The following is a 13721-nucleotide window of genomic DNA, read 5'->3' as shown; positions in this document are numbered from 1 at the left end:
TGAATAAACCATGACATTAAAAGATTTAGTGGTTGGTTTCGGCACCCAGGTACGCAGTATCTGTATGGTGGGATCGAACGCTTTCAGAAAGCGTGAAACCAGAATGTATCCTGAAGAACCGGTGAATCCGTCGCCACGTTATCGTGGCCGGATCGTGCTGACGCGTGATCCCGACGGCGCAGAACGCTGTGTGGCCTGCAACTTGTGCGCGGTGGCTTGTCCGGTCGGCTGCATTTCTTTGCAGAAAGCGGAAACCAAAGATGGCCGCTGGTATCCCGAGTTTTTCCGTATTAACTTCTCTCGTTGTATTTTCTGTGGCTTTTGTGAAGAGGCTTGCCCGACTACCGCTATTCAGCTCACGCCGGATTTTGAAATGGGGGATTACAAACGTCAGGATCTGGTTTACGAAAAAGAAGATCTGCTGATATCGGGGCCGGGTAAGTATCCGGAATACAATTTCTACCGGATGGCCGGTATGGCGATTGATGGGAAAGAAAAAGGCGAAGCCGAAAACGAAGCCAAGCCCATTGATGTCAAAGGCCTATTGCCCTAAGGAGCTAGCATGGAATTCGCTTTTTATATTGCAGGTCTGGTGGCGGTTGTGGCGACATTGCGCGTCATCACCCATACCAACCCTGTTCATGCACTGTTATACCTGATCGTTTCCTTGTTGGCCGTCGCGTGCGTATTTTTCTCGCTGGGGGCTTACTTTGCCGGTGCGCTGGAGGTCATTGTTTATGCTGGCGCCATTATGGTGTTGTTCGTGTTCGTGGTGATGATGCTTAACCTTGGTAATTCCGTGGTCGAGCAGGAGCGGGCATGGCTTAAACCTAGCGTATGGATTGGTCCTGGTCTGTTGTCGCTGGCTTTGCTGGGGGTGATTGTAAAGGGGATCCTCAGTCTGGATGGTCAGCGCATCGCTGGCGAAATGGTGGAAGCCAAGTCTGTGGGGATTAGCTTGTTTGGCCCTTATGTTCTCGCGGTTGAGTTGGCCTCAATGTTGTTGTTAGCCGGTCTGGTCGTCGCTTTCCATGTAGGTCGTGAAGACAAACAGGGAGAGGTCATCAGCAAAGAAACCTCGAACCAGGATATTGATAAAAAAATAACAGGGGAACGAGCATGATTCCGTTGCAACATGGTTTGATTTTGGCCGCCATATTGTTTGTTTTGGGACTGACCGGGCTGATTATTCGTCGTAATTTACTGTTTATGTTGATAAGTCTAGAAATCATGATCAATGCCGCGGCGTTGGCGTTTGTGGTTGCTGGCAGCTACTGGCAACAGGCGGACGGTCAGGTGATGTATATTCTGGCGATTACGCTGGCGGCGGCGGAAGCCAGTATTGGTCTGGCGTTGCTGCTGCAACTGTATCGTCGTCGCCAGTCCCTGAATATTGATACGGTCAGTGAGATGCGCGGATGAACTTACTCTATTTAACAATACTATTCCCGCTGCTTGGCTTTCTGTTGCTGGCGTTTTCCCGTGGCCGCTGGTCGGAGAATGTGTCTGCGACGGTGGGCGTCGGTTCCGTTGGGCTGGCGGCATTGGTTACAGCGTCAGTAGTGGTCGATTTTCTGGCACAGCAGCATACTGGCGTGAATGTATTTAACCAGCATCTGTGGACATGGATGGCGGTTGGAGACTTTAACATCGGCGTTACGCTGACGCTTGATGGCCTGTCTGCCACGATGTTGTCTGTCGTCACTGGCGTTGGTTTCTTCATCCATATGTTTGCCTCCTGGTATATGCGTGGTGAAGAGGGCTATTCACGTTTCTTTGCTTATACCAACTTGTTTATCGCCAGTATGGTAGTGCTCGTTCTGGCGGATAACCTGCTGTTGATGTATCTCGGATGGGAAGGGGTGGGGCTGTGCAGCTATTTGCTGATTGGCTTCTATTACACCAATCCGAAAAACGGTGCGGCGGCAATGAAGGCCTTTGTGGTCACCCGCGTTGGGGATGTGTTCCTGGCGTTTGCGTTGTTCATTCTTTATAACGAATTAGGCACACTCAACTTCCGTGAGTTAATGGTGCTGGCGCCGCAACAACTGGCTGAAGGTTCCCCGGCGATTACCTGGGCCACCTTAATGCTGTTGGGCGGGGCGGTCGGCAAGTCTGCCCAGTTGCCGTTGCAAACCTGGCTGGCGGACGCAATGGCTGGCCCGACGCCGGTATCGGCCCTGATCCATGCAGCGACAATGGTCACCGCAGGGGTTTATCTGATCGCCCGTACCCACGGTTTGTTCCTTATGGCGCCGGAAGTTTTGCATCTGGTAGGGATTATTGGGGCGGTAACGCTGGTGCTGGCAGGGTTTGCCGCGCTGGTTCAGACGGATATCAAACGTGTGCTTGCCTACTCGACCATGAGTCAGATTGGTTATATGTTTCTGGCTCTGGGTGTTCAGGCATGGGATGCGGCGATTTTCCATCTGATGACCCATGCGTTTTTCAAAGCATTGCTGTTCCTCTCCTCCGGTTCGGTGATTCTCGCCTGCCACCACGAGCAGAACATTTTCAAAATGGGGGGGCTGCGTAAAACCATCCCGCTGGTGTACGTCTGCTTCCTGGTCGGAGGGGCTGCGCTGGCTGCGCTGCCGCTGGTTACCGCTGGCTTCTTCAGTAAAGACGAGATCCTGGCCGGCGCCTGGGCCAATGGCCACTTCAACTTGATGTTGGCGGGGCTGGCCGGTGCTTTTATGACCTCTCTGTATACTTTCCGTATGATCTTCATCGTGTTTCATGGCGAAGCGAAAACCAAGGCACATGCGGGTAAAGGGATTGCCCATCATTTACCGCTGGTTGTGCTGATGGTGCTGTCCACCTTTATTGGCGCGCTGATTGTGCCGCCTTTACACGGTGTATTGCCGGAGACGACTGCGCTTGAACACGGTCGGATGATAACTCTGGAAATTGCGTCAGGCGTGGTTGCCATTGTGGGTATTTTGCTGGCCGCCGTGCTGTGGTTAGGCAAGCGTCAGTGGGTAAACAGTGTTGCGCAAAGCGCACCAGGACGTTTCTTCTCAACCTGGTGGTTCCATGCCTGGGGCTTCGACTGGCTATATGACAAAGTCTTTGTCAGACCTTATCTGACGATCGCCAAATTGTTGCAGCGTGACCCGCTGGACGCACTGATGAATATTCCGGCTGTGGTCGCTCGTTGGGGTAATCGCGGGCTGACGGTGAGTGAAAATGGTCAAGTGCGCTGGTACGTTGCCTCTATGGGGCTGGGTGCTGTCGTGGTGCTGGCGTTGTTATTGCTGGTTTAAAACAGATCCGAACGTGCAAAAGGTAGGGCATTCCCTGTACGAATGCCCACCACGGCAAATTTTCAGATTTCTTTAATTTAGGGACACAAAACGCCATGCTACTACCTTGGCTACTTCTTATCCCCTTTATCGGCGGTCTGCTCTGTTGGCAGTCAGAGCGTGTTGGTGCGAAAGTGCCGCGCTGGATCGCGTTGATTGCTATGGGGCTGACTCTGGCGCTATCTCTGCAATTATGGTTGCAAGGTGGTTATTTTCTGACGACACCTGATGGTTTGCCGCAATGGCAAGCCGAGTTCAATGTTCCGTGGATCCCTCGTTTTGGTATTGATTTCCATCTGGCGCTGGATGGCCTGTCGATACTGATGGTAGTGCTGACCGCATTGCTGGGGGTGTTGGCCATTCTCTGTTCATGGAATGAAGATCACCACAAGCAGGGGCTTTTCCATCTGGGGCTATTGTGGACTCTGGTCGGCGTTATCGGAGTGTTCGTCGCTATCGATATGTTTCTGTTCTTCTTCTTCTGGGAGATGATGCTGGTGCCGATGTATTTCCTCATCGCCATATGGGGACATAAAGGCTCAGATGACAAAACCCGCACCGACGCAGCGACGAAATTTATCATTTATACCCAGACCAGCGGCCTGGTGATGTTGATCGCCATTCTGGCGCTGGTGTTTGTACATCACGATGCTACCGGGATCTGGACCTTCAATTATGAAGTGTTGCTGAAGACTGAGATGTCTTATGGCGTTGAGTACCTGCTAATGCTGGGGTTCTTCGTTGCTTTCGCGGTGAAAATGCCGTTGGTTCCAGTGCATGGATGGTCGCCGGATGCCCATAGCCAGTCTCCGACCGCTGGTTCTGTTGATCTGGCAGGATTGCTGATGAAAACAGCGGCATATGGACTGTTGCGTTTCAGCCTGCCGCTGTTTCCCAATGCGTCGCATGAGTTTGCGCCGATTGCCATGTGGTTGGGAGTGATCAGCGTTTTCTACGGCGCCTGGATGGCGTTTAATCAGACCGATATCAAGCGTCTGGTTGCCTATACCTCCGTTTCCCATATGGGTTTCGTGATGATCGCCATCTACTCAGGTAACCAGCAGGCTTTCCAGGGAGCGGTTATCCTGATGATTGCTCACGGTTTGTCCGCCGCGGGTCTGTTTATCCTGTGCGGTCAGTTGTACGCACGTTTACAGACCTGGGATATGCGGCAGATGGGCGGGCTGTGGGCGCGCCTGAGATATTTACCCGCACTTTCTCTATTCTTTGCCGTCGCCACATTAGGTATGCCGGGAACCGGTAACTTTGTCGGAGAGTTTAATATTCTAATTGGCAGTTATCAGGTTGTGCCGGTAATTACGGTGATCGCCACGTTCGGCTTGGTATTTGCGTCGGTTTATTCGCTGATTATGATGCAGCGTGCTTACTATGGCGCCCCAAAATCAGAACAATCACTGCCGGGTATGACGATGCGTGAGCTGTCTGTCGTGATGCCGTTGGTGGTGTTGCTGGTGTTGTTAGGGGTTTTCCCGCAGCCGATTCTGGATACCTCCAGTGCCGCGATGTCAAATATCCAGCAGTGGTTTATGTCGTCTGCTCCAGATTCAATACTTTCAACAACAAGGCCGTAATTCGCCATGACAATAACTCCTCAACAACTAATCGCGCTATCGCCGCTGTTGATCGTCGGATTGACGGTAGTGGTTGTGATGCTGTGCATTGCGTGGCGACGCAACCATTTTGTCAACGCAACCTTGACGGTTATCGGTCTGAGCATGGCATTGCTATCGCTTTACTTCGCAGGCCAGGCAGGGCCGACCGATGTTACCCCGTTGTTACGGGTTGATGGTTTTTCCATGTTCTATACCGGACTGGTCTTGTTGGCCAGTCTGGCGACCAGCACGTTTGCCTATCCGTGGCTGGAAGGCTACCAGGATAACCGTGATGAGTTCTATTTGTTGGTGCTGATTGCCGCGTTAGGCGGGATCGTACTGGCAAGCGCAAATCATCTTGCTTCTCTGTTCATTGGCATTGAACTGATTTCACTGCCGCTGTTTGGACTCGTCAGTTATGCCTTCCGCCAGGAGCGTTCGCTGGAAGCCGGTATAAAATACATGTTGCTCTCGGCTGCGTCGTCTGCTTTCCTGCTGTTTGGTATGGCGTTGGTGTATGCTGATTCGGGCAATCTGACCTTTGCCAGTCTGGGACAGAGTCTGAGCGACCTTCATATCCATGAACCGTTATTGCTGGCGGGGTTAGGGATGATTATTGTCGGCGTGGGCTTTAAACTATCGTTGTTTCCCTTTCAACTGTGGACGCCAGATGTCTATCAGGGCGCGCCCGCACCGGTCTCGACTTTCCTGGCTACCGCCAGCAAAATCGCCATTTTTGGGGCGGTTATGCGCCTGTTCCTCTATGCGCCGATGGTGGATAGCGACTCGGTCAGAATAGCGCTGGGTGTTATTGCCATTGCATCAATCCTGTTTGGTAATGTGATGGCAGTTTCACAGAGCAGCATCAAACGCTTGCTGGGTTACTCCTCGATTGCGCATATGGGTTACCTGTTGGTTGCCTTGATTGCGGTACAGAGTCATCAATTAGCGCTGGAAACCGTCGGTGTCTATCTGGTGGGGTATCTGTTTGCCAGTCTTGGCGCCTTTGGTGTGGTCAGCTTGATGTCGAGCCCGTATAGCGGCTCAGATGCCGACGCAATGCTCTCTTACCGCGGGTTGTTCTGGCACAAGCCTATATTGTCTGCGGTGATGACGGTTATGATGTTGTCACTGGCCGGTATCCCGATGACGTTGGGCTTCTTTGGCAAGTTTTATGTGCTGGCCGTTGGCGTGAGCGCCGAGTTGTGGTGGTTGAGTGGCGCGGTAGTGCTGGGAAGCGCGATTGGGCTTTTCTATTATCTGCGGATGATGGTCAGTCTGTATATGAATGCGCCACAGGGGATAAACCATGAAGATACACCAGCCAACTGGGCATTAACGGCAGGCGGCGCAGTGGTGCTGATTTCGGCAATCGTGGTATTGATACTCGGTTTTTACCCGCAGCCGTTAATATCTTTGGTGCAACTGGCGCAACCAATGATGTAATACCGTAAATCATTGTGTTTTTCTGGTATGAAAACCGCCGTAGATGAAGGTCTGCGGCGGTTTTGTCTATGGTGACTTGGTTGGTCACTTTAGGAATGCTCTGTTCATATAAGCCGCTACAGCAGCGCAGAATTGTCTATAGTTAACAGGACAACCTTTTTTCATAAACAAGGGAGCATTTTATGGCAACAGAAAAAAAACAACCTGAAGATATTCGTATCGACGACGACCTAAAGCTCTTGTCTGAAACGCTGGATGAGGTATTACGTTATTCTGGCGATCAGGCCGATAAAGCCTACCTTGATCTGAAAAAAAACGCGGAGAAGGCACTGCTTGAGGTCAAAGCGAGAATCGGCGCAACTAATAGCTACTATGCACGGGCTAAACAGGTCGCTGACAAAGCGGATGTCTATGTACATGACAAGCCCTGGCATGGTATCGGTATAGGCGCAACTGTCGGGTTAGTGCTTGGGTTGTTGTTAGCCAAACGGTAGTTGAAAGATTTTTGGTTGATATGTTTTTACGCATATCAACCAAATTGAGTTTGCCGTCACGCAAATTCGACTATGCAACAAACGCTCTGTCGATGACAATATTTCTATCTATGGCGCTCTCAGTGGTTCACCACCTTATCTTCTTTCTCCGGTATGCCGTGCGCCCAATAGATTGCTTCGTAAGGACGCAGCGTCAGCGTACAGGGCTGGGCGGCGGCATCGGGGTAGTTGCCCAGTAACAGCCGCCAGCGGTGATGGTCTTTGGCGGCTGTGAACTGCCAGCGCTGAGGCGCATCACTCAGATTGGCCACAACCAGTAATTGTTGATCATGCCAGCGTCGCTGATAGCACCAGAGAGAAGGATGCTCAGGCAGTAAGTCTTGGTAGTCGCCGTAGGTCAGCAACGGCAGCGTTTTACGCATCAGGATTAACTGTTGGTAGGTGTAAAATATCGAGTCTTTGTCTGCCAGTGCTTGTTCCGTATTGACCTGAGGGTAATTCCAGCATGGCTGGAGCCACGGTGTGCCAGTGGTGAAACCCGCATGTTCACCGTTGTTCCACTGCATCGGGGTTCGACTGTTATCGCGGGATTTTTCGGCCAGGATCGCCAGTAACTCCTGTTCTGATTGGCCGTTGCGGCTGCGTTCGGCGAACATGTTCAGGCTCTCCACATCCCGATACTGACTTAGCATCGTATAGCCGGGGTTGGTCATACCGATTTCCTCACCCTGATAGATATAGGGCGTCCCTTGCATTCCATGCAGTGCCATTGCCAGCATTTTAGCCGACTGAACGCGGTATTTCCCCTCATCACCGAAACGGGAAACAATGCGCGGCTGATCGTGATTACACCAGAACAGGGCGTTCCAGGCGTGGTTATGCATCCCTTGTTGCCATTGTTTAACAATCTGCTTGAGCTGTACAAAGTCGGGTTTGGCCAGCGCCCATTTTTCACCATTGGGATAATCGACTTTCAGGTGGTGAAAATTGAAGGTCATGGACAGTTCGCTGCCATCCAGCGCGGCATAACGGCGGCAGTGCTCAAGGGAAGTGGAAGACATTTCACCGACGCTCATCAAACCCCAGGGCTGGAAAACGTCACGGCTGAATTCTTGCAGATAATCGTGAATACGCGGCCCGTCTGTATAGAAGCGCTTCCCGTCCCCTTGTTCGTCTGATGGGAAATCCTGTTGCTTGGATACCAGATTGATCACATCCAACCTAAATCCATCTACGCCTTTATCAGCCCAGAACTCACAGACTTTTTTCAACTCCTCGCGCACCTGCGGGTGTTCCCAATTGAGATCCGCTTGTTCGACCGCAAACAGGTGCAAATAGTATTGCTGGCTCTCGGCGTGCCACTGCCAGGCGCTGCCGCCGAATTTGGAGCGCCAGTTATTTGGTAAACCATTCTCTTTGCCGTCGCGCCAGATATAAAACTGACGGTATGGGCTACGACGATCCCGCGAGGCGGTAAACCAGCGGTGCTCTGTCGAGGTATGATTGAAAACCATATCCATGACAATACGTATACGGCGCTGATGCGCTTCGGCAATGAGTGTTTCCATATCGCTCATGCTGCCGTATGCGGGATCGATCGCGCAGTAGTCAGCAACATCGTAGCCATTATCAATCTGTGGCGACAGGTACACCGGAGTAAGCCAGATTGCATCAACGCCCAGCAGTTGCAGATAGTCAAGGCGCGATGTGATGCCGGAAATATCCCCGACGCCATTCCCGGTACTGTCCTGAAAACTTTTGGGGTAGATCTGATAAATGACGCCGTTTTGCCACCAGGGCAAGGAGGTAGACATGACTCAGTCCTCTTTAATCAAGGTGTTATACCGATGCTAACGTGCCGTTGCGGTATTTGCGCTTATAGACCAGCGCCGTCAGCATCAGGGGTATGAAGGTTGCGACGACCGTGGCCAGCAGGAATATGCTCCAAAACTGTGGTTTGATGGAAAGTATGCCCGGTAGGCCGCCAACGCCGATGCCGTTGGCCGTAACGCCATAGATCCCGCAGATCAGCGCGGAGGCAGCAGAACCGATCATGGCGCACAGCATCGGAAAACGGTATTTCAGGTTAATACCGTACATTGCCGGTTCGGTGACACCCAGAAAGGCGGAAATGGCGGCAGGCACGGAGATCTCTCGTTCATTCTCTTTGCGGCTGACCATAATAATGCCGACCACGGCGGCAGCCTGTGCAATGTTCGAGAGAGCAATCAGTGGCCATACCGGCGTACCGCCCATGTTTTGAATCATCTGCATATCAATAGCCAGCGTGGTTTGATGAACGCCGGTAATCACCAGCGGGGCGTAAAGAAAACCAAAAAATGCCGCGCCAATGGGGGCGAAACTGCCGGTCATCACGGCTTTCACCGCCCAGGCGACGCCATCTCCGATACTGCGCCCAAATGGGCCGATGAGTGTATGAGCCAGGAAAACAGCCAAAATTAATGACGTCACGGGAACCACCACCAGATAGAGATAGTCGGGTGTCCATTTTTTCAGCCGGGTTTCAATGATAGCGAGAGCCATACCCGCCAGCACTGAGGGGATCACCTGGGCCTGATAACCGATTTTTTCGATGGTAAACCAGCCGAAACGCCATACATCAGGTGTTTGCTGACCAATGAGATAGGCATTCATCAACTGCGGCGAAACCAGCGTAATCCCCAGAACAATACCGAGAATCGGCGTACCGCCCATTTTTCGGACGGTTGACCAGCAAACAGCGACGGGCAGATAGAAGAAAATGGCTTCTCCCAGTAACCAGAGAAAATCGTAAATGGTTTGCCAGATGGGGTAGAGTTGCGCCAGCGTTTGGCCGTCGCGCAAAGGAATTTCACCGATAACGTTGCGGGCGCCCAGAATTAAACCGCCGCTGATCAACGCAGGTAGCAATGGAAAGAAGATCTCCGCAAAATGGGAAATGCTGCGTTCAAACCAGTTCATGTTCTGGCGGGCGGTAATCTTCGCTTCTTCTTTATTGATCTGGCTCTGTCCGGTGGTTGCCAGCAGCGCCTTATAATATTCGTCCACATCGGTGCCGATAACGACCTGAAACTGTCCGGCATTGGTGAAACAACCTTTCACCATTTTTAATTCTTCGATCTTTTTGGGATGGGCTTTTAATGCGTCATGCAGCACAAAGCGAAGGCGGGTAATACAGTGGGTGACGGCGGCTATGTTCTCTTGTCCGCCAACCAGTTTGATCAGACGATCAATGTCCTGCTGTTTAACCTTGCTCATATCAATGTTCCTTATGTTTTAGAGCGTCAACCGAATGAAGTATAGGAGTTTGATGACAAACCCATAGTGGTGAGATCGAGATACCCGGGCTTATCGCACCGAGGGGCCATTATGGGACACATCCTTGTGTCCCACCCTGCGGGCCAGCATTAATGCTGTTCAAATTTGCTTCCGGCAAATTTGTCGGCGGCTTACGCTGCTACGGCCCCATCGGCACGCTGTCCCTAATATCGGACTTTGTCAGCAGTCTGAGTATAGTGTATTAGTTTTTTTTAACGGAAATTTTGCAGCAGTGCGACATCAGGTTTGATAACGGTAAATATTCTGATCGAAATAGCGATCGCCAATTTTTTCGGCTTCTTTTTCCCGTTTGTAAAAAACGTACCCAAGGCGTTGCGCCAGCGCATTGCTGCGTGCGTTTTCCACCGAGGCTTTTATCACACACCGGTTGATGATTCCGGCATTGACGTAGGCCTGGATCAGGGTGCTGACGGATTGGAAAGCGATACCTTTGCCTTCAAACTTTTCGGCAATCCAGTAACCAATCACGCCTTCCTGGTCCTGAAGGGTATTGAATGAGACGATACCCGCGATGACGCCGTCCCAGCGAATGACATAGACCGCTGAATTACCAGCGGCAAACTTATCCCGATTGGCCTTGATGGTGCTCAACGTGTCATTGATGTGTTTGACGGAATCAGGCCAGGGCAAGGTACGGCGCAGGCGGGGTTTTTCTTCCTGAACCAGCGCGAAAATTGCGCCTGCATCGCGCGCATCCTGTATGCTCAAATGCAGATGTGGATGATGGTGTAATTCATAAAGTGTTTCCATTGTGGCTCCTTATCCTTTAGCAACTTATATCGAAAGCGTGCCGTCAATAATCGTCACGCTATATCCGCCGACCCACGGCTCATCATTGAGATAGGTGATCGATAGCTGACCGTTGCGCTGGAGTTTGATCCCCTGACGAACGCGGTATGTCAGTTGATCGGCGATATTATCGGGATAATGCTGCTGACGCAGCAGGCTTGCTATGCAAGCATTGGCGCTACCGGTCACGGGGTCTTCTTTCAGATAACCATTCTCAATGTAAAACGCCCGGACTTCGTAATCTGCCGTAAGGGCGCCGTCATCATGCGGGCCATAGATAGCGATGCCATCGGTTTTGCAGGCTTGTTGCAGCATGGCGAGCGATTCAGCGTCAGGCGTAATATCGAGACAAATATTGGCGGAATCCATGCGGATAATCAGCCAACTGATCCCCATACGTACGGTGGCGGGCGGGTAACACTTATCGATCCTGGTACTGCCGAGCGTTTGCTCCAGCAATGGGGATAAGGTGGCATCAAAGGGATCGATAGTCACCGGCGGCACATGGAAAGCCAATAATCCATCATCATCAATATTGATCGGTACTACGCCAATCCCGCACTGTTGGATAATCTGTCCTGGGGATTTGGTCTGCAAACCGGATTCCAGCAACGCGTGCGCGGTGCCCAGCGTCGGGTGTCCGGCAAATGGCACTTCCAGCTCAGGGGTAAAGATGCGCACGCTATAATCGGCTACCGGATTGGTTGGTGAAATCACAAAGGTGGTTTCCGACAGATTGGTCCAGCGGGCGATATTCTGCATTTGTTCATCGGTCAGCCCGTCGGCATCCAGTATGACGGCCAGTGGATTTCCCTTGAAAGGTTGTTGGGTAAAAACATCGACTTGTTTAAAGCGGCGTTGTAGCGGCATAAGCAATCTTTTCCTGTTATTGGGGAGCATAGCCCCGTCGTTGAGCGTAAGCGATTAAATATAAATCAAAACTAACCTACCCGCGATTATGAGGCGCTCTTGTGGCATAATGCGACCAAAATCACATTCTTACTTGAGTAAACTCTGTGCTAAGTACCAACAATATCACTATGCAGTTCGGCAGTAAGCCGTTGTTTGAGAACATTTCCGTTAAATTTGGCAACGGTAACCGTTACGGTTTGATCGGCGCGAACGGTTGCGGTAAATCCACGTTTATGAAAATTCTGGGCGGTGATTTGGCACCGAGTTCCGGCAACGTTTTCCTCGATCCTAATGAACGTTTGGGCAAACTGCGTCAGGATCAGTTCGCTTTTGAAAAATACAGCGTGCTGGATACGGTGATCATGGGCCATGCCGAGCTGTGGAAAGTAAAAGAAGAGCGCGATCGTATCTACGCGCTGGCTGAAATGAGTGAAGCGGATGGCTATAAAGTTGCCGATCTGGAAGTGCAGTACGGTGAGATGGACGGTTACAGCGCTGAAGCTCGTGCGGGTGAACTGTTGCTGGGCGTCGGTATTCCCGTAGAACAGCATTATGGGCCGATGAGCGAAATCGCCCCCGGCTGGAAACTGCGTGTGCTGCTGGCGCAGGCGCTATTTGCCGACCCGGATATTCTGCTGCTGGATGAGCCGACCAACAACCTGGATATTGATACCATTCGCTGGCTGGAGCAGGTGCTGAACGAGCGTAACAGCACCATGATCATCATTTCCCATGACCGTCACTTCCTGAATATGGTGTGTACGCATATGGCGGATCTGGACTACGGCGAACTGCGCATTTACCCCGGCAACTATGATGAATATATGACGGCGGCCACGCAGTCTCGTGAACGTTTGCTGGCCGATAACGCCAAAAAGAAAGCGCAGATTTCCGAACTACAGTCGTTCGTCAGCCGCTTTAGCGCCAATGCGTCCAAGTCCAAGCAGGCCACGTCTCGCGCCCGTCAGATCGATAAGATCCAATTGGAAGAAGTAAAAGCTTCTAGTCGCCAGAATCCATTTATCCGCTTTGAGCAGGATAAGAAACTGTTTCGTAATGCGCTGGAAGTGGAAGCGCTGGCGAAAGGGTTTGATAACGGCCCGCTGTTCAGCAAATTAAACCTGATGGTGGAAGTGGGGGAGAAGGTCGCTATTCTGGGGACCAATGGGGTCGGTAAATCGACGCTGTTGAAAACGCTGGTGGGCGACGTTGCGCCTGATAGCGGTACGGTTAAATGGTCGGAAAACGCCAAAATCGGCTATTACGCGCAGGATCATGAATACGAATTCGATGAATCCCTGACCGTATTCGACTGGATGAGCCAGTGGAAGCAGGAAAGAGATGACGAACAGGCGGTGCGCAGCGTACTGGGACGTTTACTGTTCAGTCAGGATGATATCAAGAAGAAAGTGAAGGTATTATCCGGTGGTGAGAAAGGCCGTATGCTGTTTGGCAAACTGATGATGCAGCGCCCTAACATCCTGATTATGGATGAACCGACCAACCACCTGGATATGGAGTCCATTGAGTCGCTGAACATGGCGCTGGAAATGTATGAAGGCACGCTGCTGTTTGTCTCCCATGACCGTGAGTTTGTCAGCTCGCTGGCGACTCGCATTCTGGAAATGACGCCGAAAAAAGTGATCGATTTCACCGGAAACTATGAGGATTACCTGCGTAGCCAGGGTATCCAGTAGAGCAACACGGTTTTTTCACGTAAGGCAGCACGGTTGATATCGTCGCTGCCTTTTTATTTTGTATTCAGGGAACCAACGTGACCAATATTTATTGTGCCATTGGTTATTCAGTTATATGGCATTTCT

General features: G+C 51.5%; 12 protein-coding genes. 8 read left to right on the top strand and 4 right to left on the bottom strand.

What is annotated here, in order from left to right; translation table 11 throughout:
• The first annotated feature begins 10 nt into the window (after nucleotides 1-10).
• From nuoI to elaB, 7 genes are all read left to right on the top strand, one after another.
• The gene (gene nuoI / locus BIY29_RS08220) at nucleotides 11-553 is read left to right on the top strand and encodes an NADH-quinone oxidoreductase subunit NuoI (protein WP_121574660.1); all 543 of its coding nucleotides are present in this window, start codon (nucleotides 11-13) and stop codon (nucleotides 551-553) included.
• Nucleotides 554-562: 9 nt separating this feature from the next.
• Entirely contained in the window at nucleotides 563-1123 is a 561-nt protein-coding gene (gene nuoJ, locus BIY29_RS08215; protein WP_121574659.1) for an NADH-quinone oxidoreductase subunit J, read from the top strand.
• Nucleotides 1120-1422, top strand: a complete 303-nt coding sequence (gene nuoK / locus BIY29_RS08210; RefSeq protein WP_121574658.1) for an NADH-quinone oxidoreductase subunit NuoK — start codon at nucleotides 1120-1122, stop codon at nucleotides 1420-1422. Before nuoJ ends, nuoK begins: the two co-directional genes overlap by 4 nt.
• Entirely contained in the window at nucleotides 1419-3266 is a 1848-nt protein-coding gene (gene nuoL / locus BIY29_RS08205; protein WP_121574657.1) for an NADH-quinone oxidoreductase subunit L, read from the top strand. The genes nuoK and nuoL overlap by 4 nt, the downstream gene beginning before the upstream one ends.
• A 95-nt stretch (nucleotides 3267-3361) precedes the next feature.
• Nucleotides 3362-4897, top strand: a complete 1536-nt coding sequence (gene nuoM, locus BIY29_RS08200) for an NADH-quinone oxidoreductase subunit M (protein WP_121574656.1) — start codon at nucleotides 3362-3364, stop codon at nucleotides 4895-4897.
• A gap of 6 nt (nucleotides 4898-4903) precedes the next feature.
• Nucleotides 4904-6364: an NADH-quinone oxidoreductase subunit NuoN gene (gene nuoN, locus BIY29_RS08195; protein WP_121574655.1), complete on the top strand. Its 1461-nt coding sequence runs from the start codon at nucleotides 4904-4906 to the stop codon at nucleotides 6362-6364.
• Nucleotides 6365-6546: 182 nt separating this feature from the next.
• A complete protein-coding gene (gene elaB / locus BIY29_RS08190) occupies nucleotides 6547-6858 on the top strand; it encodes a stress response protein ElaB (protein WP_121574654.1) in 312 nt (103 codons plus the stop codon).
• A 119-nt stretch (nucleotides 6859-6977) separates the two neighbouring features.
• Here elaB and treC read toward each other — a convergent pair whose 3' ends face one another.
• From treC to BIY29_RS08170, 4 genes are all read right to left on the bottom strand, one after another.
• Nucleotides 6978-8672: an alpha,alpha-phosphotrehalase gene (gene treC / locus BIY29_RS08185; RefSeq protein ID WP_121574653.1), complete on the bottom strand. Its 1695-nt coding sequence runs from the start codon at nucleotides 8670-8672 to the stop codon at nucleotides 6978-6980.
• 25 nt (nucleotides 8673-8697) lie between these two features.
• On the bottom strand, nucleotides 8698-10116 hold the full coding sequence (gene treB, locus BIY29_RS08180) for a PTS trehalose transporter subunit IIBC (RefSeq protein ID WP_121574652.1): 1419 nt from the start codon (nucleotides 10114-10116) through the stop codon (nucleotides 8698-8700).
• 300 nt (nucleotides 10117-10416) lie between these two features.
• Nucleotides 10417-10947, bottom strand: a complete 531-nt coding sequence (locus tag BIY29_RS08175) for a GNAT family N-acetyltransferase (protein WP_121574651.1) — start codon at nucleotides 10945-10947, stop codon at nucleotides 10417-10419.
• A 24-nt stretch (nucleotides 10948-10971) separates the two neighbouring features.
• Complete coding sequence (locus tag BIY29_RS08170) at nucleotides 10972-11856, bottom strand: PhzF family phenazine biosynthesis protein (RefSeq protein ID WP_121574650.1); 885 nt, start codon at nucleotides 11854-11856, stop codon at nucleotides 10972-10974.
• Between the two features lie 146 nt (nucleotides 11857-12002).
• On the opposite strand from BIY29_RS08170, the gene BIY29_RS08165 reads away from it, so the two are divergent.
• Nucleotides 12003-13595, top strand: a complete 1593-nt coding sequence (locus BIY29_RS08165; RefSeq protein WP_121574649.1) for an ABC-F family ATPase — start codon at nucleotides 12003-12005, stop codon at nucleotides 13593-13595.
• The last annotated feature ends 126 nt before the right edge of the window (nucleotides 13596-13721 follow it).

The organism is Brenneria alni (assembly GCF_003666245.1).
Lineage (GTDB): Bacteria > Pseudomonadota > Gammaproteobacteria > Enterobacterales > Enterobacteriaceae > Brenneria > Brenneria alni.
This window is presented reverse-complemented; position numbering and strand designations above follow the sequence as displayed.